Below are 23,457 nucleotides of genomic sequence, written 5' to 3'. Positions count from 1 at the left end.
ATGCATGAATCCAACGATTTGGCTGGCGCTGGGCCTGGTGCTGATACTGGAAGGGCTGGGGCCGATGTTGTTCCCACGCGCCTGGCGCAAAATGATTTCGGCGCTGACGCAATTGCCGGACGCCACCTTGCGGCGTTTTGGCGGTGGAATAGTGGTTGCGGGCTGTGTGATCTACTATATGTTGAGCGTACGCCTCGGTGGCTGAAGTCTAGCCCAAAAAATACGCAATCGTATGCTAAAAGTGCTGAAACTCAAAAATTACGATGTTAGAATCCTTTTTTAAGCAACCGGTGATTTCGAAAAATGGGTAAGAACGTCGTCGTACTGGGCACCCAATGGGGTGACGAAGGTAAGGGTAAGGTCGTAGACCTGCTGACCGAACGGGCTAAATACGTTGTGCGCTACCAAGGTGGCCATAACGCTGGCCACACTCTGGTTATTAACGGTGAAAAAACCGTTCTTCATTTAATTCCATCAGGTATTCTGCGTGAAAACGTGACCAGCATCATCGGCAACGGTGTTGTTCTGGCGCCAGATGCACTGATGAAAGAAATGAAAGAGCTTGAAGCACGCGGCATCCCGGTACGTGAACGTTTGTTGCTGTCTGAAGCCTGCCCGCTGATCCTGCCTTATCACGTTGCGCTGGATAACGCGCGTGAAAAAGCGCGTGGCGAGAAAGCGATTGGCACCACCGGCCGCGGTATCGGCCCGGCTTATGAAGACAAAGTTGCCCGCCGCGGTTTGCGCGTTGGCGATCTGTTCGATAAAGCCACTTTCGCCACCAAGCTGAAAGACATCATCGACTACCACAATTTCCAACTGGTTAACTACTACAAAGTGGATGCGGTTGATTACCAGAAAACGCTGGATGAAGTGCTGGCTATCGCCGACATCCTGACGGCGATGGTGGTTGACGTTTCCGAACTGCTGGACAGCGCGCGCAAACGCGGCGATCTGATCATGTTCGAAGGCGCCCAGGGCACCTTGCTGGATATCGATCACGGCACCTATCCGTATGTGACCTCTTCCAACACCACCGCAGGCGGCGTTGCGACCGGTTCCGGCCTTGGCCCACGCTACGTGGACTATGTGCTGGGTATCGTGAAGGCCTATTCCACCCGCGTTGGCGCTGGCCCGTTCCCGACCGAGCTGTTTGATGAAACCGGCGAATACCTGTGCAAGCAGGGTAACGAATATGGCGCCACTACCGGCCGCCGCCGCCGTACCGGCTGGCTGGACGCGGTTGCGGTGCGCCGCGCTGTGCAGATCAACTCACTGTCCGGCTTCTGCCTGACCAAGCTGGACGTGCTGGACGGCCTGAAAGAAGTGAAAATTTGCGTTGGCTACCGTATGCCAGACGGCCGCGAAGTGGACACCACGCCATTGGCGGCGGAAGGCTGGGAAGGTATCGAGCCGATTTACGAAAGCCTGCCAGGCTGGAGTGAAAGCACCTTTGGCGTGAAAGAGCACAGCAAGCTGCCGCAGGCGGCGCTGAACTACATTAAGCGCATTGAAGAAGTGACCGGCGTTCCGGTAGACATCATCTCTACCGGCCCGGACCGTAGCGAAACCATGATCCTGCGCGATCCGTTCGACGCCTAATCTGGCCGTTTACGGTTGGCGATCAGACAAACCGGGCATGGCCCGGTTTGTTTTTATCTTCTTTATACCCTTCATACTTCAGGTTGCAGGCTGGCGCCAACCCTATCGTTTAGGCCGAGTTTGCAAGATTATGGCGACATAACCCCGCTCTGAGTCTTTCTGTGCGCTAATATAAATGGCGGCGAACTCTCCGCCTGGTTTATTATCCAATAGGCAGGCCGCGCTCCATAATGATACATCAATGCTGCTGTGGATTATTTGGGTTTGCAGCAAGGCGCATGTCGCAAGATGGGGGGGGCCAAAAGCGCCGCCGTTTCTTTTCGGTATGCCGTAACGCGGCGTATCAAACGGGTAAAGTCATACCCAGAGGTAGGATGTGCAGTTAACAAGCTTTACTGATTATGGCCTGCGGGCATTGATCTACATGGCATCATTGCCGGCAGAGAAAATGACCAGCATTTCGGAAGTGACCGATGTCTATGGCGTTTCCCGTAATCATATGGTGAAAATTATCAATCAATTAAGCCGGGTTGGGCTAGTGGCCGCGGTGCGGGGTAAAAATGGCGGTATCCGGTTGGGCAAGCCGGCAGAAACCATCCGTATCGGCGATGTCGTGCGGGCGCTGGAACCGCTTTCTCTGGTTAACTGCAGCAGTGAATTTTGCCATATCACCCCTGCGTGCCGCCTGAAACAGGTGCTGCATCAGGGCGTACAAAATTTCCTTGAAGAGCTGGATAGATACACGCTGGCCGATATGATCGAGGACAACCCCCCGCTCTACAAGCTATTGCTTGTCGAATAAAATGTTGCTGAGCAGACAAGACTCGGCAGCACCCTGCTGATGACAACGGAGGAACCGCAATGTCACAAGATCCATTCTTGGAACGAGAAGCAGAAAAATACGAATCCCCAATCCCCAGTCGTGAATTTATTCTTTCCCATCTGGCGAAACGAGAAACCCCGGCCAGCCGTGACGAGCTGGCGAAAGAACTGGATCTGACCACGGAAGAAAAGCAGGAGGCGCTGCGCCGCCGTCTGCGCGCCATGGAACGCGATGGCCAATTGGTGTTTACCCGCCGGCAGTGCTATGCCTTGCCAGAGCGCCTGGATCTGCTGCGCGGTACGGTCATTGGCCACCGTGACGGTTATGGTTTTCTGCGCGTAGAAGGGCGCAAGGACGATCTGTATCTTTCTGCCGAACAGATGAAAATGGCGATCCACGGCGATGTGGTGCTGGCCCAGCCGCTGGGCGCCGATCGCAAAGGCCGCCGCGAAGCGCGTATCGTGCGTGTGCTGGTGCCGAAAACCAGCCAGATCGTCGGCCGTTACTTTACCGATGCCGGCGCCAGCTTCGTGGTTCCTGATGATAGCCGCCTGAGCTTTGATATCCTGATCCCGGCCGATGCCGTTAGCGGCGCCCGTATGGGTTACATGGTGGTGGTGGAACTGACTCAGCGCCCGACGCGCCGCACCAAGGCAGTGGGCAAAATCGTCGAGATCCTCGGCGATAAAATGGGCACCAGCATGGCGGTGGATATTGCCCTACGCACCCATGAGATCCCGCATACCTGGCCGCCGCAGGTGGAAAAGCAGGTTGCCGACCTTAGCGAACAGGTACCGGAAGAGGCGAAAAAAGGGCGTGTCGATCTGCGCCAACTGCCGCTGGTGACCATCGACGGCGAAGACGCGCGCGATTTCGATGACGCCGTCTACTGTGAGAAAAAACGCGGCGGCGGCTGGCGCCTGTGGGTGGCCATTGCCGACGTCAGCTACTACGTGCGCCCGCGCACCGCGCTGGACGACGAAGCCTGCAGCCGCGGCAACTCGGTATACTTCCCTTCCCAGGTAGTGCCGATGCTGCCCGAGGTGCTGTCTAACGGCCTGTGCTCCCTGAACCCGCAGGTGGATCGCCTGTGTATGGTGTGCGAGATGACCATCTCTGCCCAGGGGCGGCTGTCGTCTTACAAATTCTATGAAGCGGTGATGAATTCGCATGCCCGCCTGACCTACACCAAGGTTTGGCACATTTTGCAGGGCGATCAGGAACTGTGTGAACAATATCGCCCGCTGGTCAAGAACCTGCAGGAACTGCACACCATGTACCTGATACTCGATCAGGCGCGTGCGGCGCGCGGCGGCATTGCGTTTGAAACCGAAGAAGCCAAGTTTATCTTCAACGCCGAACGCCGCATTGAGCGGGTAGAGCCGACGGTGCGTAACGATGCGCACAAGCTGATTGAAGAGTGCATGATCATGGCCAATATCGCGGCGGCGCGCTTTGTTGAGAAAAGCAAAGAGCCTGCGTTGTTCCGCGTGCACGATCGTCCAAGCGATGATCATATCACTGCGCTGCGTAGCAACCTGAGCGAGCTGGGCCTGACGCTGGGCGGCGGCCTTAAGCCGCAGCCGGAAGATTACGCGGATCTGATGGATGAGATTGAAGATCGCCCGGATCGTGAAATGCTGCAAACCATGCTGCTGCGCTCGATGAAACAGGCGATTTATGATCCGGAAAACCGTGGGCACTTTGGCCTGGCGTTGTCTTCGTATGCCCACTTTACCTCGCCGATCCGGCGCTATCCTGATCTCACATTGCACCGTGCGATCAAATATCTGCTGGCGAAAGAGCACGGCGAGCCGGCGCATCGCTGGACGCCAACCGGCGGCTGGCACTACGACTTTGAAGACATGCTGCAACTGGGCGCGCATTGCTCGATGACCGAGCGCCGCGCCGATGAAGCCACGCGCAACGTTGCCGACTGGTTGAAATGCGACTTTATGCAGGATCACGTTGGCTCGGAGTTCAGCGGCGTTATCTCCAGCGTGACGGGCTTCGGCTTCTTTGTGCGCCTGAACGATCTGTTCATTGATGGCCTGGTGCACGTATCAACGCTGGATAATGACTATTATCGCTACGATAATATCGGCCAGCGCTTGATCGGTGAGTCTTCCGGTACGGTTTACCGGCTGGGGGATACGGTGGAAATCCGTGTGGAAGCGGTGCATCTGGACGAACGTAAAATCGATTTCGCGTTGGTTTCCAGCAGCCGCAAACCGCGCGGTGCCGGCAAAACCGAGCGCGACCGTGCGAAGAAGGGCGGGAAGCCGCAGATGCGCGACGGCGGAAACGGCCGTAAACGCCGCGGTGGCAAAACTCCGGCCAATTTCGAACCGGACAGCGCGTTTCGTAAAGATGGCGCAAAGCCTGCCGCAGCGGTGAAGAAAGACAAAAAGGCGAAGCCTAAAAAAGCGTCTGAAAAAACCAAAAAAATTGCGGCAGCGACGAAGGCCAAGCGCGCCGGTAAGAAAAAAAACGCTGAGCAGGGTTAACCTGCCGCAGATCATTATCACCGGCCGGCACTTGCCGGCCGCACAGTCAAAAGAGTCTCATGAGCGAAATTATTTACGGCATTCATGCCGTTAAAGCCCTGTTAGAACGCGATCCCCAGCGCTTCCTGGAAGTGTTTATTCTGAAGGGGCGTGACGATCGCCGCCTGCAACCGTTGATCGCCGAACTGGAAGCCACCGGCATCGTGATCCAGGTGGCTAACCGCCAATGGCTGGATGAAAAGGTGGAAGGAGCGGTGCATCAGGGCATTATCGCCCGCGTGCGTGAAGGGCGGCAGTACCAGGAAAACGATCTGCCGGCGCTGCTGGACGGTACGGCAACCCCTTTCCTGCTGGTGCTGGACGGCGTTACGGATCCGCACAACCTGGGGGCCTGCCTGCGCAGCGCCGACGCGGCCGGCGTTCATGCGGTTATCGTGCCGCGCGATCGTTCCGCCCAGTTGAACGCCACGGCGAAAAAAGTGGCCTGCGGCGCGGCGGAAAGCGTGCCGTTGATTCGCGTCACCAACCTGGCCCGCACCTTGCGTTTGCTGAAAGAAATGAACGTCTGGGTGGTGGGGACTGCCGGTGAGGCTGACCATACCCTGTATCAAAGTAAAATGACCGGCCCGATGGCGCTGGTGATGGGCGCCGAGGGCGAAGGCATGCGCCGCCTGACGCGCGAACACTGCGACGAGCTGATCAGCATCCCGATGGCCGGCAGCGTGTCTTCGTTGAACGTCTCCGTGGCGACGGGCATCTGCCTGTTTGAAGCGGTGCGCCAGCGCAGCTGATCGCCACGCGGCGGCTTCCTCTGCCGCCGGTGGCAGAGGGTAGCCAGCGGCCCTGGGCCCCAGAGCGGCGAATAAAGAAACAGTGGCTCTTAATGCGAAAACCTTTTAGATTCACTATCCGGCCTGTAAAGGGCGTTACTGACGATGACAGGAGCAGGGTATGGATATTATTGGCGCATTAGGTGCGTTCGCGGCGTATTTCTTTAGCGGCTTTGCCATGGTGCTGGTCTTCCTGTTCGTCTACACCCGTATCACCCCGCATGATGAATGGACGCTGATCAAACAAGACAATCAGGCCGCCGCTTTTGCGTTTATCGGTGCCTGCCTGGGCTATGTGATCCCATTGGCCAGTGCGGCGGTGAATTCGATCGGCATTCTGGATTATCTGCTGTGGGGCGTGGTTGCGCTGGTGGTGCAACTGTTGCTGTTTGCCGCCGTGAAGCTCTATATGCCGCGCGTGAGCAGCAAAATTGAGGCCAACCATGTGGCGGCCGGGATTTTCCTGGGCGGCGTCTCCATCAGCGGCGGCGTGCTGAATGCCGCCTGTATGAGCTATTGAGCCTAACGGTACAGGATGGCCTGTGAATACCACTGGCCGGGCGTTAGCTTGCTTTCCGTATACATCACGATCAAATAATAACTCGCCCCGCGGGCATTCGCCTGGCGGGCGATCTCCGCCTGAATATCCATCGGGCTGCCATATACCCTGGCGCTGACGTTGGCGATCTTTTCCAATCCGTAAGTTTGCGCGCGAGTCACTTCCTGCGCCTGGCCGGCAATGGCGGCCGGCGGCGGCTTCGGCGTGGTCTGGAATACGCTGCAGGCGCAGAGTAGGCTGATCGTGCATAACAGCGTAATGATGCGGGAAAATTTCATCTATGGCCTCGGCGGCTCTGGCTAATATGGCTCCAGTCTAACGCAATACCGGGTGTTTAAGCATATGTTGGAACCGATTGAACTAATGATTTTTTCCCGGTTTTGCCATGATAAAGAGATGTAGATAGACAGGAGTACCGAGATGATCGAGATTTATGACGAACACGCGGGGGATATCGCGTTAATTCACGCCGTGCCGGCTGGGCAGTACGCGCAGCCGTTGCCAACGGTATTTTTCTATCATGGTTATAGCTCGTCAAAAGCGGTCTATTCCTATTTCGGCTATGCGCTGGCCAAAGCGGGGTTTCGCGTGGTGTTGCCGGATGCCGATTTGCACGGTGAGCGTTTTAACGGCGACGAACCGCAACGCCTGGCGCACTTCTGGGAAATCCTGAAAAGCAATATTGACGAACTGCCGGCGCTGAAGGCGCATTTTGAGCAGCGCGGGCTGATTGCCGATGGCCGCATTGGCGTTGCCGGGGCTTCTATGGGCGGAATGACCACCTTGGGGGCGCTGGTACGCTACCCGTGGATCCAGGCGGCGGCCAGCCTGATGGGATCGGGGGATTTTATCCAACTGCCAAAAACCCTGTTCCCGCCGCTTGGCGCGGATGGTCAGCCGTTGCCGGCGGCTCAGTGGGCGGCGCGCCTGGCCCCGCTGGCCGACTATAGCCCGGAGCAGCAGGTGGAAAAACTGGCCGGGCGGCCGCTGCTGCTTTGGCATGGGGAAGCCGACGACCTGGTGCCGACAGCGGAGAGCCTGCGGTTGGCGCAAGCGCTGCGGGCGCGGGGCCTGGCGCAACAGCTCACGCTACTGACCGAGCCGAATGTAACGCACCGCATCACCCCGTTGGCGCTGGACGCCACGGCGGCGTTTTTCCAACGCGAGCTGTAACCTCTTCTTGCCCCCCGGCGGCGTTCAGGCGCCGCTTTTCGCCCGTGCGCGGAAATAAACAAAGAAAACGCACTTGTTCCTTGAGTTTCCCGCGTAGCGTCAGTATGATTACGCGTCATTTTTCAGCCGCACACAAACACGTTCCTTGCTTCCATGGGCCGCGGTTGACCCTGACAGGAGGCTGAATAATCCGTAAGGAGCAATTCGATGCGTCATTACGAAATCGTTTTTATGGTCCATCCTGACCAAAGCGAACAGGTTCCGGGCATGATCGAGCGTTACAGTGCGACTATCACTAACGCGCAAGGTCAGATTCACCGTCTGGAAGACTGGGGCCGCCGTCAGCTGGCTTATCCGATCAACAAACTGCACAAAGCTCACTACGTTCTGCTGAACGTTGAAGCACCGCAGGAAGCGATCGATGAGCTGGAAACTAACTTCCGCTTCAACGACGCCGTTATCCGCAGCATGATTATGCGCGTTAAACACGCGGTAACCGAAGCATCCCCTATGGTTAAAGCGAAAGACGAACGTCGTGGCGATCGCCGCGAAGATTTCGCTAACGAAACCACAGATGATGCAGATGCTGGGGATTCTGAAGAGTAATTGCCACCGTGACGGCTAATCGTCTGGTCTTGTCGGGCACCATATGCAAGACGCCGGTTCGAAAAGTGAGTCCGTCCGGTATCCCCCACTGCCAGTTTGTGCTTGAGCACAGATCCCAGCAGCAGGAAGCCGGATTCAGCAGACAATCATGGTGCAGAATGCCCGTCGTTGTCAGCGGACAAACGTCACAAGCATTAACTCAAAGATTAACGGTCGGCAGTCAGATCACCGTTACCGGCTTCGTGAGTTGCCATCAAGGGCGCAACGGGCTGAATAAACTGGTGCTGCATGCCGAGCAGATTGAATTGATAGATTCTGGAGACTAGCCAAATGGCACGTTATTTCCGTCGTCGCAAGTTCTGCCGTTTCACCGCGGAAGGCGTTCAAGAGATTGACTATAAAGACATCGCTACGCTGAAAAACTACATCACTGAAAGTGGTAAAATTGTCCCGAGCCGTATTACCGGTACTCGCGCCAAATATCAGCGCCAGCTCGCCCGTGCTATCAAGCGCGCGCGCTACCTGTCTTTGTTGCCGTACACTGATCGTCATCAGTAATCGGCCACTGTCCATTAACGACTTTGAGAGGATAAGGTAATGCAAGTTATTCTGCTTGATAAAGTAGCAAACCTGGGCAGCCTGGGTGATCAGGTTAACGTTAAAGCGGGCTACGCTCGTAACTTCCTGGTACCACAGGGCAAAGCTGTTCCTGCTACCAAGAAAAACGTTGAGTTCTTCGAAGCACGCCGTGCAGAGCTGGAAGCCAAACTGGCTGAAACTCTGTCTGCTGCCGAAGCTCGCGCAACCAAGATCAACGAACTGGGTTCAGTTACCCTCGTGTCTAAAGCAGGCGACGAAGGCAAACTGTTCGGCTCTATCGGCACCCGCGACATCGCTGACGCAGTAACTGCTGCCGGCGTTGAAGTTGCCAAGAGCGAAGTTCGTCTGCCGAATGGCGTTCTGCGTACCACCGGTGAGCACGAAGTGCACTTCCAGGTACACAGCGACGTATTCGCGCAGCTGAATGTAGTTGTGGTTGCTGAAGCTTAATCGCTTTTTGCATCGCCACGGTTAAAACGCCAGCCTTGTGCTGGCGTTTTGCTTTTCTGTTCCCGGCAAAACGCGCTACCCTGATGGCAACAGGGAGGAACGGTTATGGCACAGATTGTGTTACAGCGCGTCTATGCGTTTAGCGGCCCGGCGCCGCAACATGCTTTTCTTATCGATCGGCTTTGGCCGCGCGGCGTCAGCAAACAACGGCTGGCCGGCGTGCAATGGCTAAAAGAGATCGCCCCAGACACGGCGTTGCGTCAGTGGTTCCACCATCACTCAGAGCAATGGGATGCCTTTGTTGAACAATACCGCCGCCAACTGGCGGAAAATGGCGCCTGGCAGCCGCTGGTGGCGCTGTTACGGCGCGGGCAAACCTTGACCCTGCTCTACGGCAGCAAAGACGCGCAGCACAACCATGCGGTTGTACTGCGGGATTTTCTGCTGCAACAGCTGCAGCAATGAGGAAACTGACGCTAATGCGGTGGGCGTTAACCGTCAGCGCGCGCGGCGATAGCTGCCATCGGGCTGGCGCTGGAAGGTGATCTGGCGATTATCGACGGTGGTAATCGACAGCGCCGCGACCACCCCGGCGGCATCGCGTGCGATGCGGACTTCCTGCCCGGCCTTCAGGTTGCTTAGCGGCTTGTCGTCGCCTTCCACCTGCGCCATGGCGAAGACGTCGTTCACCGGCAGGCTATTGTCGCGAAACAGCTGCGCCAGCGTCTGCCCCGGTTGGATCTGGTAGCTTAGCCAATTTCCTTGTTCGGGCTGTGCCGTCGCGTCGACGCCCTGCGGCGGTTCCTGTTGTGGCGCGTGCTGCTGATTGCCGGCCAGGGTATCCTGGCTGCCGGTTTCTGGCGAATAGGGCCATAACAACGCCAGCAACAGCAATGCGCCGATGATGATGACCCAGCGGCGGTGGAAATTGGGCAGCGGTTCCATCCAGTGGAAGGCGTCCGGGGCATGCCAGATTTTAAGCAGCAACGCTTTTATTGCCTGCCCTTTACCCTGTTCAACGGCGGGTTGCTGTGTTTCCGCTTCTTCCGGCGTAGCCGCAGCCTCCCGTTCCGTATCTGGCTTCAGGCGTGCGCTGACATTAAGCCAGGTGCGCAGCATCGGCATATATATGCGGGTGGTTTTCCTTTTCCTGGGCGTGATTCTGCCCATGGTGACCTCTCTTTAAGCAGCGTAAAATACCGCAGTATCCATGGTGTAGCGCCAACCCGAGAGCCCGTTTCCGCATAATCCGCTAACTGATTGAATTAAGCTGTGTCTCGCGATAGGCAGGGCAAGACGGCCAACGGCCAATTGCGACAGCCTAAAGGCCACTAAGGGGTAACGGCGCCTGATGTTAGCATGCGGGGTATTGTTTCTTTTTCTAGCATAAAAGTCACCATTATCCACACAAGATTTTACCCGGCTTTGCCGCGCTGTTATGCTGCTCCTTGTCTTTTCACCGATTAAAGGAAACCCCCCAATGACAACCCCTTCTTTTGACAGCGTTGAAGCGCAGGCAAGCTATGGGATTGGTTTACAGGTCGGCCAGCAGTTGCAAGAGTCCGGTCTGGAAGGTTTACAACCGGAAGCCCTGCTGGCCGGTCTGCGTGATGCGCTGGAAGGGAATGCCCCGGCGGTTCCAGTAGACGTAGTGCATCGTGCGCTGCGTGAAGTGCACGAGCGTGCGGATGCCGTGCGCCGTGAGCGCCAGCAGGCGCTGGCGGTTGAAGGCCAGAAATTCCTGGAAGAAAACGCCAAGCGCGCCGAAGTCACGCAGACGGAATCCGGCCTGCAGTTTTCCGTGCTGGAGCAGGGCAATGGGCCAATCCCATCCCGCCAGGATCGTGTGCGTGTACACTACACCGGCCGCCTGACTAACGGCGACGTGTTTGACAGCTCCGTAGAGCGCGGCCAGCCGGCCGAATTCCCGGTCAGCGGCGTGATCCCAGGCTGGATCGAAGCGCTGACGCTGATGCCGGTTGGGTCTAAATGGCAACTGTATATCCCGCACAACCTGGCCTACGGCGAACGCGGCGCCGGCGCGTCAATCCCGCCGTTTAGCGCACTGGTGTTTGACGTTGAGCTGCTGGAAATCCTCTAATTTCTTTCCCGCTATTCCCTGGGCGCCGGTTGGCGCCCTTATTTTTTGTGCATTGCCGCGTTTTGGCGCTGCGCGCTGATGCCTGCAGGTTGCGTTTGCTACACTATAGTATCGGCGGGGGATGGCTATTTGGCGTAAAGAAAACTAGTCTGGCAATAAAATAGGTGGTTTAGCATACCTGAGGTGGATGATGTTAGAGCAAATTTGCCAGTTGTCCCGTGAAGCGGGCAAGGCAATTATGGCGGTGTATCACGGCGAGCAACCGCTCGAAGCAGCCAAGAAAAAAGACGATTCGCCGGTGACGGCCGCCGATCTGGCGGCACATGACGTTATCAAGCGCGGCCTGGCTGCCCTGACGCCGGATGTGCCGTTGCTGTCGGAGGAAGATCCCCCTGCCTGGGAGGTGCGCCGCCACTGGTCACGTTATTGGCTGGTCGATCCGCTCGACGGCACCAAGGAGTTTCTGAACCGCAACGGCGAGTTTACCGTCAATATCGCCCTGATTGAAAACGGTGAAGCGGTCATGGGGGTGGTGTACGCCCCGGCGATCGACGTGCTGTATCTGGCTGAGCGCGGCAATGCCTGGAAAGAGGAAAATGGCGCACGGCGGAAAATTCACGTCAGCAACGGCCAGCCTCCGCTGGTGGTGGTGAGCCGCTCGCACATGGATGCAGAATTGAAGGATTACCTGAAACAGTTGGGTGAACACCAGACGGTTTCCGTCGGCTCGTCGCTGAAGTTCTGCCTGGTGGCGGAGGGCACGGCGCAGCTTTACCCCCGCTTTGGGCCAACCAATGTTTGGGATACGGCGGCGGGCCATGCTGTGGCCGTTGCCGCCGGGGCGCAGATCCGCGATTGGCAGGGAAAAGCGTTGCTCTACACGCCGCGCGAGTCGTTCCTCAACCCGGGGTTCCGGGTTTCCCTGTTTTAATTAATTCGCCAATAACTGGTGCAGCATGTTCATCACTTGCTGCACTTCTTCCGGCGTAAGCGCGCCGTCTTTGGCAAACTGAATCTTCCCTTGTTTATCCAGCACGATAATTGCGGAGCCTTTCGGCTGCAACTGCCAGGCCTTCTGCACGCGGCCGTTGTCATCGACAATAAACTGCGACCACGGGAATTCCTTTTTGCTGTCCTCAATACTGCCGCGTACAAAAATCCCGCTACCGACAATGGCATCATCCATATTGATGATTGTCGTCGTTTGGTAACGATCGTGCGGTAGATTTGCCTCCTTGAGCGCTTCAATCAGCGGTGCGTTCATCGCTTTGGCGGCGCTGCGGCCCGCAATATGCTGAATGACGCGCACTTTGCCGCTGAGCTGCGCACTGTTCCAGTTGCCGTAGCTGAATGCGCCATTGGTGTAGCGCAGTTCGCCTTCTTCGCTGACGCCAACCGGCGCGACGCGTTGTTGGGGCTGGAAATTATGTGCTGAAGATAAAAGCGGGGTAAGCAGCAATGATATGGCGAGCAGGCTGCTTGTTTTCATAGGTTCTCCTTGCTGGAAAAAATTACCGTCACAACCTAAACAGCAGAAAGCATAGGTGGTGATTGGCGGTCTGTCCTGTTAGCGGGATCGCAGTTTTTTCCTTTGCAGGATATCACCTGCTTTGTGAATGGATATACTGAAAATTAAGGTAATCACTATACGTAACTCTGTCAAAAAGTGTAAATCTAGTGAATAAATTCACTGTGTGGGAACCAAGTCACCGGAATCCGGTCTACACTAGTGCTATGAAATTGCGTTCAGTCTGAAATACCGCCACGTTGGCGGCCTATTGAACGCGTGGTCCAACGGGAGGAGAGTAATATAATGAGAATCTTCCATCGCTATAACCCATTGAAAGTGGCCAAGTACGTCAAAACCCTATTCCGCGGGCGGCTGTATATCAAAGACGTCGGCGCATTTGAGTTCGATAAGGGCAAGATTTTGCTGCCAAAGGTGCGTGATAAACGCCACTTTAGCGTGATGGCCGAGGTTAACCGCCACGTATTGCAGTTGCAGTCAGAAATGTGTTGATGCTCTTAGGGCGGGGAACCGCCCGGTACGATTGGGCGGTTCGATACCACCCCCTCGCTATGGCGAGGCGGTGGGTCTGCCGGGATCAGGAAGGGATAGTTTCATCCGCGGCTTTTGGCAAAACTGCCGCTGGCTTGTCGCTTAGCCTGGTCACCAACAGCTGGTCTATCTTGTAGCTGTCGATATCCACCACTTCAAATTTGTACCCGGCGTATTTCACAAAGTCTGTGCGCTTGGGGATCTTACGCAGCATATACATCATAAAGCCGCCGATGGTTTCATAGTTGCCTGCCTGCGGGAATTCATCGATATGCAGCACCCGCATCACGTCGTCAATCGGCGTGCCGCCTTCAATCAGCCACGAGCTTTCATCACGGGCGACAATCTGTTCTTCCTGGCCCTGGCCGACCAGATCCCCCATCAGGGTGGTCATGACGTCGTTCAGGGTAATGATGCCAACCACCAGCGCGTATTCATTAAGGATAACGGCAAAGTCTTCGCCTGCGGTTTTAAAACTCTCCAGCGCTTCTGACAGCGTCAGCGTGTCCGGCACAATCAGCGCTGAACGGATCTGCACGCCGCTGCTTAACGCCAGGCTCTGGTTGCCGAGCACCCGATTCAGCAGATCCTTGGAATCCACATAGCCCACCACTTGATCGATATGGCCGTCGCACACCAGGAACTTGGAGTGCGGGTGGGTCAGCACTTTCTGTTTGATGTTCTCTTCGCTTTCGTGCAGATCGAAGAAAATCACGTTTTCCCGCGAGGTCATGGAGGAGGGCACGGTGCGCGATTCCAGCTCGAACACGTTTTCAATCAGCTCATGCTCCTGCTTACGCAGCACCCCAGCCAGCGCGCCCGCCTCCACCACGGCATAGATATCGTCGGAGGTGATGTCGTCTTTGCGCGCCATCGGCAGTTTGAACATGCGAAAGATCAGGTTTGCCATGCCGTTGAAAAACCACACCAGCGGGCGGAAGACCATGATCGAGAAACGCATCGGGTTGATGATCCGGACGGCAACCGTCTCTGGTGCAATCATACCGATGCGCTTCGGGGTTAAATCGGCGAACAGGATGAACAGGCTGGTCACCAGGACGAAAGAACAAATGAAGCTGATTTGCTCAGCCAGTTCCGGGGAAACAATGCGCTCAAACAGCGGTTTAAAGGTGGGAGAAAAAGCAGCATCGCCGACGATACCGCCAAGGATGGCGACGGCATTCAGGCCGATTTGCACCACGGTAAAGAAGATACCCGGCGTCTCTTGCAGTTTGAGCACCCGGGCGGCGTTAATATTCCCTTCGTCGGCCATCAGCTTGAGCTTGATCTTGCGCGATGCGGCCAATGAGATTTCCGACAGGGCGAAAAAGGCGCTCACGGCGATCAGAAAAAGAATCAGTAATATACTGTCTAACATAGTTTATCCATTCGTGCCGGCGGGATGCCGGCGCTTTTGAGGAGGGTAATTCATTAAAAAAACGTGTAATAACAACCAGAAAAGCGGCTATCAGGCCGTTTGCACGGCCCGCGCATAGTATAACAGCAGCTCACTGAAAGCCGCCAGTGATGAAAAATGACAGCGTTAACCCTGCGGTGGCAGGCACACCCCGATACCGCCCAGGCCACAATAACCTTCCGGGTTTTTGTGCAGATACTGCTGGTGATAGTCTTCCGCATAATAGAAAGGCTGAGCGGGGGCAATTTCGGTGGTGATGCGGCGCGCGTCGCCTGCGGCGTCCATCGCCTGCTGAAAACGTTGCAGGCTGCTTTCCGCTTCGGCCTGCTGTTGCGGGCTTAACGTATAAATGGCGGAGCGGTATTGCGTGCCGATATCGCCGCGCTGGCGCATACCCTGTGCCGGATCGTGATTTTCCCAGAACAGCTGCAGCAGCTGTTTATAGCTGACGGTCTTGGGATCAAACACCACGCGCACCACTTCTGCATGGCCGGTCTGCCCGGTGCAGACTTCTTCGTAGGTGGGGTTCGGGGTAAAACCAGCGCTGTAGCCGGAGGCCGTGCTGTAGACGCCCGCTTGTTCCCAGAACAAACGCTCGACGCCCCAGAAACAGCCCATGGCGAAAATTGCCACTTCCATGCCTTCCGGAACCTGAGTCATTGAGTGGCCGGTGACCACGTTAAGGGTTGCCACGGGCATTGGGGTGGTGCGGCCTGGTAATGCGTTCGCTTTATCAATCGGTTGAGACTTATCAAAAGATGGCACCACGGTTGACTCCTGTTATCACGATAATTATTGGGCCAAGATGCCCTGGCGTTAGTTGTATCTGAACGCCTCTTTGCCCACAATAGGCAATATGTTGCGTTTCTGTGTAAGTTTAACGCAGTATATAGGGCGCAAAAAGCAGAGAATGTGTCTTGTTTACGGCTGGGCATGCCGCTTAATGGTGCCTAGGGTGGCTGATAAACCATCGTGTTATCCCGGTGTAATCCCCGGCACCAGTGCTAAGGTTGTATAGGAAAAGTAGAATAATCTAAGGAGAACGCGTGCCACGATACCGTGCCCTTTGCGTTTTATGCGTGTTGTTTACTGCGCCGCCGGCATTAGCGGCCAACGTACGCTTGCAGGTGGAAGGTCTTAGCGGGGAGTTGGAACAAAATGTTCGGGTACGTTTGTCCGCGATTGGCAGTGATGAAGTCAGCGCCGACGGGCGCTTTCGTGCGCGCGTGGATCAGGCCATCCGCCAGGGGCTGCGGCCGCTGGGCTATTATCAGCCGACCATTGATTTCTCGCTGGATAACAACCCAAACCTGTCGCGGCCGGTGCTGCATGCGAAGGTCAACCCCGGTGAGCCGGTGCGTATCGCTGGCGCCGACATTGTGTTGCAAGGGGGCGCCAGAACCGATGAAGACTATCTCGCGGCGGTGAAGCGCGGGCGCCCGGAGATTGGCGCTATTTTGAACCACGGCACCTACGACAGCTTTAAAAGTTCCCTGACCGGCCTGGCGCTGCGCAAAGGGTATTTTGATGCCGAGATGGTCAAGAGCCAGCTTGGGGTGGCGGAAGATTTGCACCAGGCTTACTGGGATATCGATTTTGACAGCGGTGAGCGTTATCACTTCGGCGACGTTAAGTTTCAAGGCTCGCAAATCCGCGAAGATTATCTGCAAAATCTGGTGCCTTTCCATAAAGGGGATTATTACAGCTCGGGCGATCTGGCCGAGCTGAACCGCCGTTTGTCTGCCACCGGTTGGTTTAACTCGGTGGTGGTATCGCCGGACTTCAAGGATTCAAAAGCGAGCAAAGTGCTGCCGCTGGACGCGGTGGTTTCCCCGCGCAGCCGTAACACCATGGAAGCCGGCGTTGGCTATTCCACCGACGTCGGCCCGCGCGTAAAAGGGGTGTGGAAAAAACCGTGGTTGAACGATCGTGGTCACAGCCTGGAAACCAGCGCCTATGTTTCGGCGCCGGAGCAACAGCTCGATCTCTCGTATAAAATTCCGCTGCTCAAGAGCCCGCTGGAGCAGTATTACCTGCTGCAGGCCGGTTTCAAAAGCCAGGACCTGAACGATACCAAGGCGGACAGCACCAAGGTGGTGGCATCGCGCAACTGGGATCTTTCCAGCGGCTGGCAGCACGCCGTTAACTTTACCTGGCGGCTCGACCACTTTACCCAGGCGAACGTCACCGATACCACCATGCTGCTGTATCCTGGGGTGAGCGTGGCGCGTACCCGTTCACGCGGCGGGTTGATGCCAACCTGGGGCGATTCGCAGCGCTATTCCCTTGATGTTTCCGACACCACCTGGGGTTCCGGCGTGGATTTCGCCCTGTTGCAGGCGCAGAACGTGTGGATCCGCACCCTGGCGGAAAAACACCGCTTTGTGGCGCGCGCGCAGGCGGGTTGGATTGAAACCAATAACTTCGATAAGATCCCGCCGGATCTGCGCTTTTTCGCCGGGGGCGATCGCAGCATCCGTGGTTACAAATATAAAAACATTTCACCGCGTGACGATGACGGTAAGCTGACCGGTGCGTCGAAAATGTTCACCGGCTCGCTGGAGTACCAATATAACGTGACGGGCAAATGGTGGGGCGCGGTGTTTGTTGATTCCGGTGAAGCCGTGAACGACATCAGAAAAAGCGATTTCAAAACCGGGGCGGGCGTCGGCGTGCGCTGGCAGTCACCGGTTGGGCCAGTGAAGCTGGATATTGCCGCCCCTGTGGGGGACCAGGAAACCCACGGGGTGCAGTTCTATATCGGTTTGGGGCCTGAACTATGAGCCTGATAAAAAAGATTTCTCTTGGATTTTTAATCGTACTGCTGCTGATCGTGGGCAGCGTGGCGTTTTTGCTGGGCACCACCACCGGTTTGCATATGGTGATCAACGGCGCCGCACGCTGGGTGCCCGGCCTGGATATCGCCAGCGTCACCGGCGGCTGGCGCGATCTGACGTTGAAAGGCGTCAAGTATCAGATGCCGGGCGTTACCGTCAACGCCGGCCAGTTCCACCTCTCGCTCGATCTGTCCTGTTTCCGTCGTAGTTCGCTGTGCGTTAACGCGCTGACCGCCGACGATGTCGACGTCGCGGTGGATACCGCGAAAATGGCGCCTTCGGCGCCGGCGGAGGAGAACAGCGAGCCCACCACCAACCTGAGTACGCCGTATCCGATCACGCTGCGCATGCTGGCGCTGAACAATGTCAACGTGCGAGTGGACGAAACCGCGATTTCGCTGGCGCAGTTCCATACCGGCGCACAGTGGCAAGAGCGCGCATTAACGCTGTTGCCGACCAAAATCAGTTCGCTGCTGATCGCCTTGCCGAAAACCCCGCAGAACCCGTTGCCGGAAGCGGTGCAACCGGCGGTGGATATCGCGAAGCAGGCCGCGGAGAAAGCCAGCGATACGCCAGCACCCGCGCCGAAGTTGGAAGAGAAGCCACTGGGCGACACGTTAAAAGAACTGTTTGCCAAACCGCTATTGCCGGATCTGCCGGAAATTCGCCTGCCGCTGGATATTACCGTGCAGGAAATCCGCGGTGAGCAGCTGCGCCTGACCGGTGATACCGATGTGTTGATTTCCAGCCTGCTGTTGCAGGCCAGCACCCAGGATCAGCACATCAAGCTGGATAATTTCACCGTCCAGTCGCCGCAGGGCTCGTTGTCGGCACAGGGGCAGGCTTCACTGACCGGCACCTGGCCGGTGACGATGGCGGCGAATGCAGCGTTGAACGTTGATCCGCTAAAAGGCGAGAAGATTAAGCTCGATATCGGCGGCGGCCTGCGTGAAGCGCTGACGGTGGCGCTTAACCTTTCCGGCCCGGTCGGCGCTCAACTCGACGTGCAGACCCAGTTGGCGGAAGCCGGCCTGCCGTTGGCGCTGACGTTGCAGAGCAAACAGCTCAAGTGGCCGCTGGCCGGTGCCGCGCAGTACCAGGTGGATGATTTCCAACTGCGCTTTAGCGGCAAAGCGACGGATTATGCGCTGTCGACCCGCGCCAATATCAAAGGCCAGGATTTGCCGCCGGCGGTGCTGACGTTGGATGGCAAGGGCAACATTGAACAGTTCAAGCTCGATCGTTTGCGCCTGGCGGCGCTGCAGGGCAATACCGATCTCACGGCGCTGGTGGACTGGAGTAAAGCGATCAGTTGGAACTCGCAGCTTACTTTGAGCGGTATCAACACCGCCAAACAGTGGCCGGAATGGCCGGCGAAGCTGGAGGGGAAAATCACCACGCGCGGTAGCCTGTATGGCGGCAGTTGGCAGTTGCAGGTGCCGCAGTTGGATCTGCGCGGCAACGTGAAGCAAAACAGCGTGTCGGCGCACGGCTCGCTGAGCGGCAATGCGGCCGGCCAGTGGACGATCCCCGGCGTCAATCTGGCGCTGGGGCGCAATACGCTGAACGTGAAGGGCCAGTTGGATGAAAAGAGCTGGAACCTGGATGCCAATATTGATGCACCGCGCCTTGATGGCGCGCTGCCGGGGCTGGGCGGCACCGCCAAAGGGGGGCTCAAACTGCGCGGCAACCTGCAGGCGCCACAGCTGTTGGCGGATCTGGTCGCTTCCGGCCTGCAATGGCAGGCGCTGCGCATTAACCGGGTGAAGATCGACGGCGATGTGCGCTCCAGCGATCAGATCCAGGGGCAACTGGCGGTGCGCGTGGAACAGCTCAAGCAGGATGCGCTGGAAGTTAACCTGCTGACGCTGGAAGCCAAGGGCAGCGAGAAACAGCATACGCTGCAATTGAAAATTGATGGCAAGCCGGTTTCCGGGCAACTGGCGCTGGCCGGCAGCTTTGATCGCCAGCAGCAGCGCTGGCGCGGCAATCTGAACAACACCCGTTTTGATACCCCGGTCGGCGAATGGCGCCTGACGCGCGCTATCGCCCTGGATTACCTCAATACCCAACAGAAAATCAGCGTTGGGCCGCACTGCTGGCAAAACCCGGATGCGGAACTGTGTGTGCCGAACACCATTGAAGCGGGCGCCAGCGGGCAGGCAAGCGTGGTGCTTAACCGCTTTGACCTGAACATGCTCAAACCGTTCCTCGGCGAGGAAACCGCGCTGAGCGGGGTATTTAACGGCCGTGCCGACGTAAGCTGGAAAGCGGGCGAAACGCTGCCGCAGGCGAAAGTTTCGCTGGTGGGCAACGGCGTGAAGGTGGTGCAGCAGGTGCAGGGCAAGCCCCTGCCGATCGCCTTTGACCGCTTGAACCTCAACGCGGCGTTGAACAATGGCCGCGCCCAGGCGGACTGGCTGATTAAGCTCACCAACAACGGCCAACTGGAGGGCAACGTGCAGGTGGCCGATCCGCAAGGGCGGCGCAACATTGCCGGCAACGTCAACATCACCAATATTTCGCTGGCGCTGCTCAACCCGGCGCTGATGCAGGGTGAGAAGGCGGCGGGGATGCTGAACGCCAACCTGCGCTTGGGCGGCAGTGTGCAAAAACCGCTGGTGTTTGGCCGCCTGGCGCTGGATCAGGTGGATATCGACGGCAACTGGATGCCGTTTGATATGACCAATGGCCGGCTGGTGATTAACTTCAACGGCATGAGTTCAACGCTGGAAGGGCTGATTGCGACGACCCATGGGCAGTTGAACTTGACCGGGGACGCAGACTGGCGCGAGCTTAACGCCTGGAATGCGCGCATTGCCGCCAAGGGCGATAAGCTGCGCGTTTCAGTGCCACCGATGGCCCGTGTTGATGTTTCGCCTGACGTGGTGTTTGAAGCCACGCCGCAGCTCTTCTCGCTTAACGGCAAGGTGGATATCCCGTGGGCGCGCATTACCGTCCAGGAACTGCCGGCCAGCGCGGTGGGCGTCTCTTCCGATGAGGTGATGCTGGACGACAAGCTGCAGCCGATACACGAGCAAACCGCGTCCATCCCGATCAACAGCAACCTGATGATCCACGTGGGCGATGACGTGCGGCTTGATGCTTTTGGCCTGAAAGCCGGCCTGAAAGGCGATCTGAAGGTGGTGCAGGACAGAAACGGCCTTGGCCTGAATGGCCAGATTAATATCCTGAACGGGCGTTTCCACGCCTATGGCCAGGATCTGATCGTACGTAAAGGCCAACTGATGTTCTCTGGGCCGCCGGATCAACCTTACCTGAACATGGAGGCGATCCGTAATCCGGATTCTACCGAGGACGATGTGGTGGCCGGGGTGCGCGTGACCGGGCTGGCGGATGCGCCGAAGCTGGAAGTGTTCTCCGATCCGACCAAATCACAACAGGAAGCCCTGTCTTATCTGCTGCGCGGCCAGGGCCTGAGCAGTTCCGGCGCCGATGGCAACGCCATGACTTCAATGTTGATCGGTATGGGGGTTGCACAAAGTGGGCAACTTGTGGGTAAAATCGGCGAGGCGTTTGGCGTAAGTAATTTGGCCCTTGATACCCAGGGAGTTGGCGACAGTTCCCAGGTTGTAGTGAGCGGCTATGTCCTCCCTGGCTTACAAGTAAAATATGGGGTGGGTATTTTCGACTCGCTGGCCACGCTGACGTTGCGTTACCGCTTGATGCCCAAGTTGTATCTGGAAGCGGTGTCTGGCATCGACCAGGCATTAGATTTGCTCTATCAGTTTGAGTTTTAGCGATGCGAATAATTGTCTACGGCAGTTTAAGGCGCAAACAGGGGAACAGCCACTGGATGACCAATGCCCAGTGGCTGGGTGAACATGAGCTAGAAGGCTACCAGATTTATAATCTGGGCCATTATCCGGCGGCCATCGTGGGGGAGGGGACGATACATTGTGAAGTGTACCGGATCACCTCTTCGATTCTGGCCGAACTGGATGAACTGAAAAGTAATACCAAAGACTACCGGCGCGAACTGATTCAAACGCCTTATGGGAGCGCGTGGATCTACCTGTATAAACACAGTGTGGAAGGGTATCCGCTGATCGAAAGCGGCGACTGGCTAAAGCGTGACGAAGAATAAGTAGCACGGCAATAAAAAAAAACACCGCCCATTGGGCGGTGTTTTTTCATGGCGGGCGGCCTTATTTTTTGGCAGCGCGCTCGAAAGAGGCGATGATTTCGGCTTTGGCCGCGGCGGCGTCTGCCCAGCCTTCGACTTTAACCCATTTGCCTTTTTCCAGATCTTTATAGTGCTCGAAGAAGTGGGCGATTTGTGCCTTCAGCAGTTCAGGCAGATCGTTCACGTCTTTGATGTGATCGTATTCTTTGGTCAGTTTGCTGTGCGGAACGGCAACCAGTTTCGCATCTTCACCGGCTTCGTCGGTCATTTTCAGAACGCCGACCGGGCGGCAGCGGATCACGGAACCCGGCTGCAGTGGGTATGGCGTTGGCACCAGCACGTCAACCGGATCGCCATCCAAAGACAGGGTGTGGTTGATGTAGCCGTAGTTGCACGGGTAGAACATTGCGGTGGACATGAAACGGTCAACGAACAGCGCGCCGGTTTCTTTGTCGATTTCGTATTTGATCGGATCGGCGTTAGCCGGGATCTCGATAACTACGTAGATATCTTCTGGCAGGTCTTTGCCAGCAGGGACCAGGTTCAAGCTCATGTCGGTTTCCTTTCATCAAACCAGAAATGGAGTGGCGGCTATTATAGCGGACTCTCTTACGATTTCCTGCCCTTTTCATCACCGGCGCCGTGTGGCTTTGGCCTGGCGGCGTTTTCCGGATTAATCCGGCGCCGGCCAGGGCCAGGATGCATCGTTAGCCCTGGCAGCGCCGGCTCGGCGGGGGGATTATTCGTCTGGGAATTCGGCGATAAAGCGTTCTGCGTCTTCGACCATCGATTTGGTGCCGACGAAGAACGGCGCCCGCTGGTGCAGCTTGGCAGGAATGATATCAAGAATACGGTTTTTGCCGTCGCTGGCTTTGCCGCCGGCCTGTTCGGCCAGAAATGCCATCGGGTTGCATTCATACAACAGGCGCAGCTTGCCTTTCGGGTGGCTGGCGGTGCTGGGGTATATATAAATACCGCCTTTCAACAGATTGCGGTGAAAGTCGGCAACCAGTGAACCGATATAGCGTGAGGTATAAGGACGTAGCGTCGCTTCATCCTGTTCCTGGCAGTATTTGATGTATTTTTTCACGCCGAGAGGGAACTTGATGTAGTTGCCTTCATTGATGGAATACATATTGCCGGTGTCTGGGAATTGCACCCGTTCGTGTGAGAGGCAGAACACCCCCAATGACGGATCGTAGGTGAAAGCATGAACGCCGTGGCCGGTAGTGTAGACCAGCATGGTTGAAGAACCATAGACCACGTAACCGGCTGCGACCTGGCGGTTGCCGGGCTGCAGGAAATCTTCTTCGGTGACGGGGGTACCCACAGGCGTTACACGCCGATAAATAGAGAAAATAGTACCGACAGAGACGTTAACATCAATATTTGATGAGCCGTCCAAAGGATCCATAAGCACGACATATTTGCCGTTTTCTGCACGCTCGCCGTCGAAAATAACGATCTCGTCTTCTTCTTCAGAAGCGATGCCGGCCACTTCGCCGCGCGCTTTTAATGCTGCCTTCAGTTTTTCATTCGCGTACAGATCCAGTTTCATCTGGACTTCACCCTGTACGTTTGAAACGCCGCTGGTGCCGAGGATATCCACCAGGCCGGCTTTATTGATGTCGCGGTGGATAATCTTGGCGCCCAGCTTGATGGCGGAGAGTAACGCAGTCAGCTCACCGGTGGCGTGAGGAAAGTCGTGTTGTTTCTCGACGATAAATTCGCCTAACGTTTTCATGA

The 23,457-nt window shown here is 56.7% G+C and carries 25 protein-coding genes; 18 read left to right on the top strand and 7 right to left on the bottom strand.

The annotated features are described in order from the left end of the window. Window positions 1-4: 4 nt before the first annotated feature. The 6 genes from ABFX35_RS22070 (at window position 5) to ABFX35_RS22045 (ending at window position 6,282) form a co-directional block, all read left to right on the top strand. Window positions 5-205 (top strand): DUF2065 domain-containing protein, encoded by a 201-nt coding sequence (locus ABFX35_RS22070; RefSeq protein WP_095846146.1) that lies wholly within the window; start codon window positions 5-7, stop codon window positions 203-205. Window positions 206-303: 98 nt separating this feature from the next. Beyond that, window positions 304-1,602, top strand: a complete 1,299-nt coding sequence (locus ABFX35_RS22065) for an adenylosuccinate synthase (protein ID WP_095846145.1) — start codon at window positions 304-306, stop codon at window positions 1,600-1,602. Window positions 1,603-1,978: 376 nt separating this feature from the next. Then, window positions 1,979-2,404 carry a nitric oxide-sensing transcriptional repressor NsrR gene (gene nsrR / locus ABFX35_RS22060; RefSeq protein WP_095846144.1) on the top strand — a complete coding sequence of 142 codons (426 nt, stop codon included), beginning with the start codon at window positions 1,979-1,981 and terminating at the stop codon, window positions 2,402-2,404. A 59-nt stretch (window positions 2,405-2,463) separates the two neighbouring features. Further along, window positions 2,464-4,932, top strand: coding sequence for a ribonuclease R (rnr, locus tag ABFX35_RS22055; protein WP_346082905.1), 2,469 nt, complete (start codon window positions 2,464-2,466; stop codon window positions 4,930-4,932). A gap of 59 nt (window positions 4,933-4,991) precedes the next feature. Further along, window positions 4,992-5,723 (top strand): 23S rRNA (guanosine(2251)-2'-O)-methyltransferase RlmB, encoded by a 732-nt coding sequence (gene rlmB / locus ABFX35_RS22050; protein ID WP_279027164.1) that lies wholly within the window; start codon window positions 4,992-4,994, stop codon window positions 5,721-5,723. A 160-nt stretch (window positions 5,724-5,883) separates the two neighbouring features. Further along, window positions 5,884-6,282 (top strand): DUF350 domain-containing protein, encoded by a 399-nt coding sequence (locus ABFX35_RS22045; protein ID WP_095846141.1) that lies wholly within the window; start codon window positions 5,884-5,886, stop codon window positions 6,280-6,282. Window positions 6,283-6,284: 2 nt separating this feature from the next. On the opposite strand, the gene bsmA is transcribed toward ABFX35_RS22045, so the two are convergent. Continuing rightward, window positions 6,285-6,599: a biofilm peroxide resistance protein BsmA gene (bsmA, locus tag ABFX35_RS22040; protein WP_095846140.1), complete on the bottom strand. Its 315-nt coding sequence runs from the start codon at window positions 6,597-6,599 to the stop codon at window positions 6,285-6,287. A 142-nt stretch (window positions 6,600-6,741) separates the two neighbouring features. On the opposite strand from bsmA, the gene yjfP reads away from it, so the two are divergent. From yjfP to ABFX35_RS22010, 6 genes are all read left to right on the top strand, one after another. Next, complete coding sequence (gene yjfP, locus ABFX35_RS22035) at window positions 6,742-7,494, top strand: esterase (RefSeq protein WP_095846139.1); 753 nt, start codon at window positions 6,742-6,744, stop codon at window positions 7,492-7,494. A gap of 207 nt (window positions 7,495-7,701) precedes the next feature. Further along, on the top strand, window positions 7,702-8,100 hold the full coding sequence (gene rpsF / locus ABFX35_RS22030; RefSeq protein WP_095846138.1) for a 30S ribosomal protein S6: 399 nt from the start codon (window positions 7,702-7,704) through the stop codon (window positions 8,098-8,100). An 8-nt stretch (window positions 8,101-8,108) separates the two neighbouring features. Beyond that, window positions 8,109-8,426 carry a primosomal replication protein N gene (gene priB / locus ABFX35_RS22025; RefSeq protein ID WP_095846137.1) on the top strand — a complete coding sequence of 106 codons (318 nt, stop codon included), beginning with the start codon at window positions 8,109-8,111 and terminating at the stop codon, window positions 8,424-8,426. A gap of 4 nt (window positions 8,427-8,430) precedes the next feature. Beyond that, on the top strand, window positions 8,431-8,658 hold the full coding sequence (gene rpsR, locus ABFX35_RS22020) for a 30S ribosomal protein S18 (protein WP_000135199.1): 228 nt from the start codon (window positions 8,431-8,433) through the stop codon (window positions 8,656-8,658). Window positions 8,659-8,697: 39 nt separating this feature from the next. Next, window positions 8,698-9,150, top strand: a complete 453-nt coding sequence (gene rplI, locus ABFX35_RS22015) for a 50S ribosomal protein L9 (protein WP_279027156.1) — start codon at window positions 8,698-8,700, stop codon at window positions 9,148-9,150. A 105-nt stretch (window positions 9,151-9,255) separates the two neighbouring features. Beyond that, on the top strand, window positions 9,256-9,615 hold the full coding sequence (locus ABFX35_RS22010; protein ID WP_346082903.1) for a DUF488 domain-containing protein: 360 nt from the start codon (window positions 9,256-9,258) through the stop codon (window positions 9,613-9,615). A gap of 33 nt (window positions 9,616-9,648) precedes the next feature. On the opposite strand, the gene ABFX35_RS22005 is transcribed toward ABFX35_RS22010, so the two are convergent. Further along, entirely contained in the window at window positions 9,649-10,320 is a 672-nt protein-coding gene (locus ABFX35_RS22005) for a LysM-like peptidoglycan-binding domain-containing protein (protein WP_346082901.1), read from the bottom strand. 310 nt (window positions 10,321-10,630) lie between these two features. Here ABFX35_RS22005 and bamJ point away from each other — a divergent pair, with 310 nt between their 5' ends. Both bamJ and cysQ read left to right on the top strand, forming a co-directional pair. After that, window positions 10,631-11,251, top strand: a complete 621-nt coding sequence (gene bamJ, locus ABFX35_RS22000; RefSeq protein WP_095846133.1) for a BamJ family beta-barrel-assembly machinery protein — start codon at window positions 10,631-10,633, stop codon at window positions 11,249-11,251. Between the two features lie 190 nt (window positions 11,252-11,441). Then, window positions 11,442-12,182, top strand: coding sequence for a 3'(2'),5'-bisphosphate nucleotidase CysQ (cysQ, locus tag ABFX35_RS21995; RefSeq protein ID WP_346082932.1), 741 nt, complete (start codon window positions 11,442-11,444; stop codon window positions 12,180-12,182). Here the strand turns inward: cysQ and ABFX35_RS21990 are convergent, their stop codons facing one another. Then, window positions 12,183-12,740 carry a YtfJ family protein gene (locus ABFX35_RS21990; RefSeq protein ID WP_095846131.1) on the bottom strand — a complete coding sequence of 186 codons (558 nt, stop codon included), beginning with the start codon at window positions 12,738-12,740 and terminating at the stop codon, window positions 12,183-12,185. It abuts the gene before it with no gap. A 324-nt stretch (window positions 12,741-13,064) separates the two neighbouring features. Between ABFX35_RS21990 and ABFX35_RS21985 the strand changes: the two genes are divergently transcribed. Next, window positions 13,065-13,271, top strand: coding sequence for a DUF1107 domain-containing protein (locus ABFX35_RS21985; RefSeq protein WP_279026525.1), 207 nt, complete (start codon window positions 13,065-13,067; stop codon window positions 13,269-13,271). An 85-nt stretch (window positions 13,272-13,356) separates the two neighbouring features. Here ABFX35_RS21985 and paeA read toward each other — a convergent pair whose 3' ends face one another. After that, window positions 13,357-14,688 (bottom strand): polyamine export protein PaeA, encoded by a 1,332-nt coding sequence (gene paeA, locus ABFX35_RS21980; RefSeq protein ID WP_279026523.1) that lies wholly within the window; start codon window positions 14,686-14,688, stop codon window positions 13,357-13,359. 165 nt (window positions 14,689-14,853) lie between these two features. Next, a complete protein-coding gene (gene msrA / locus ABFX35_RS21975) occupies window positions 14,854-15,495 on the bottom strand; it encodes a peptide-methionine (S)-S-oxide reductase MsrA (protein ID WP_165907032.1) in 642 nt (213 codons plus the stop codon). A 278-nt stretch (window positions 15,496-15,773) separates the two neighbouring features. Here msrA and tamA point away from each other — a divergent pair, with 278 nt between their 5' ends. The 3 genes from tamA to ABFX35_RS21960 are packed head-to-tail and all read left to right on the top strand — an operon-like array spanning window position 15,774 to window position 21,672. Then, window positions 15,774-17,510 (top strand): autotransporter assembly complex protein TamA, encoded by a 1,737-nt coding sequence (gene tamA, locus ABFX35_RS21970; protein WP_095846128.1) that lies wholly within the window; start codon window positions 15,774-15,776, stop codon window positions 17,508-17,510. Next, window positions 17,507-21,325 carry an autotransporter assembly complex protein TamB gene (tamB, locus tag ABFX35_RS21965; protein ID WP_346082898.1) on the top strand — a complete coding sequence of 1,273 codons (3,819 nt, stop codon included), beginning with the start codon at window positions 17,507-17,509 and terminating at the stop codon, window positions 21,323-21,325. The genes tamA and tamB overlap by 4 nt, the downstream gene beginning before the upstream one ends. 2 nt (window positions 21,326-21,327) lie before the next feature. Further along, entirely contained in the window at window positions 21,328-21,672 is a 345-nt protein-coding gene (locus ABFX35_RS21960) for a gamma-glutamylcyclotransferase family protein (protein ID WP_279026518.1), read from the top strand. Between the two features lie 61 nt (window positions 21,673-21,733). On the opposite strand, the gene ppa is transcribed toward ABFX35_RS21960, so the two are convergent. Continuing rightward, window positions 21,734-22,264: an inorganic diphosphatase gene (gene ppa / locus ABFX35_RS21955; RefSeq protein ID WP_279026516.1), complete on the bottom strand. Its 531-nt coding sequence runs from the start codon at window positions 22,262-22,264 to the stop codon at window positions 21,734-21,736. Between the two features lie 186 nt (window positions 22,265-22,450). After that, a complete protein-coding gene (gene fbp / locus ABFX35_RS21950; RefSeq protein WP_279026514.1) occupies window positions 22,451-23,455 on the bottom strand; it encodes a class 1 fructose-bisphosphatase in 1,005 nt (334 codons plus the stop codon). Between the last annotated feature and the right edge of the window lie 2 nt (window positions 23,456-23,457).

The organism is Gibbsiella dentisursi, from assembly GCF_039539505.1.
Classification (GTDB): Bacteria; Pseudomonadota; Gammaproteobacteria; order Enterobacterales; family Enterobacteriaceae; genus Gibbsiella; species Gibbsiella quercinecans.
The sequence above is the reverse complement of the archived record's forward strand: the minus strand, read 5'-3'. Positions and strand labels throughout refer to the sequence as shown.

Bases quoted from the DNA above. Each gene is read 5' to 3' on its own strand.
- ABFX35_RS22070 (WP_095846146.1), top strand. From the start codon at position 5: ATGAATCCAACGATTTGGCTGGCGCTGGGCCTGGTGCTGATACTGGAA.
- ABFX35_RS22065 (WP_095846145.1), top strand. From the start codon at position 304: ATGGGTAAGAACGTCGTCGTACTGGGCACCCAATGGGGTGACGAAGGT.
- rnr (WP_346082905.1), top strand. From the start codon at position 2,464: ATGTCACAAGATCCATTCTTGGAACGAGAAGCAGAAAAATACGAATCC.
- rlmB (WP_279027164.1), top strand. From the start codon at position 4,992: ATGAGCGAAATTATTTACGGCATTCATGCCGTTAAAGCCCTGTTAGAA.
- ABFX35_RS22045 (WP_095846141.1), top strand. From the start codon at position 5,884: ATGGATATTATTGGCGCATTAGGTGCGTTCGCGGCGTATTTCTTTAGC.
- bsmA (WP_095846140.1), bottom strand. From the start codon at position 6,599: ATGAAATTTTCCCGCATCATTACGCTGTTATGCACGATCAGCCTACTC.
- yjfP (WP_095846139.1), top strand. From the start codon at position 6,742: ATGATCGAGATTTATGACGAACACGCGGGGGATATCGCGTTAATTCAC.
- rpsF (WP_095846138.1), top strand. From the start codon at position 7,702: ATGCGTCATTACGAAATCGTTTTTATGGTCCATCCTGACCAAAGCGAA.
- rpsR (WP_000135199.1), top strand. From the start codon at position 8,431: ATGGCACGTTATTTCCGTCGTCGCAAGTTCTGCCGTTTCACCGCGGAA.
- rplI (WP_279027156.1), top strand. From the start codon at position 8,698: ATGCAAGTTATTCTGCTTGATAAAGTAGCAAACCTGGGCAGCCTGGGT.
- ABFX35_RS22010 (WP_346082903.1), top strand. From the start codon at position 9,256: ATGGCACAGATTGTGTTACAGCGCGTCTATGCGTTTAGCGGCCCGGCG.
- ABFX35_RS22005 (WP_346082901.1), bottom strand. From the start codon at position 10,320: ATGGGCAGAATCACGCCCAGGAAAAGGAAAACCACCCGCATATATATG.
- bamJ (WP_095846133.1), top strand. From the start codon at position 10,631: ATGACAACCCCTTCTTTTGACAGCGTTGAAGCGCAGGCAAGCTATGGG.
- cysQ (WP_346082932.1), top strand. From the start codon at position 11,442: ATGTTAGAGCAAATTTGCCAGTTGTCCCGTGAAGCGGGCAAGGCAATT.
- ABFX35_RS21990 (WP_095846131.1), bottom strand. From the start codon at position 12,740: ATGAAAACAAGCAGCCTGCTCGCCATATCATTGCTGCTTACCCCGCTT.
- ABFX35_RS21985 (WP_279026525.1), top strand. From the start codon at position 13,065: ATGAGAATCTTCCATCGCTATAACCCATTGAAAGTGGCCAAGTACGTC.
- paeA (WP_279026523.1), bottom strand. From the start codon at position 14,688: ATGTTAGACAGTATATTACTGATTCTTTTTCTGATCGCCGTGAGCGCC.
- tamB (WP_346082898.1), top strand. From the start codon at position 17,507: ATGAGCCTGATAAAAAAGATTTCTCTTGGATTTTTAATCGTACTGCTG.
- ABFX35_RS21960 (WP_279026518.1), top strand. From the start codon at position 21,328: ATGCGAATAATTGTCTACGGCAGTTTAAGGCGCAAACAGGGGAACAGC.
- ppa (WP_279026516.1), bottom strand. From the start codon at position 22,264: ATGAGCTTGAACCTGGTCCCTGCTGGCAAAGACCTGCCAGAAGATATC.
- fbp (WP_279026514.1), bottom strand. From the start codon at position 23,455: ATGAAAACGTTAGGCGAATTTATCGTCGAGAAACAACACGACTTTCCT.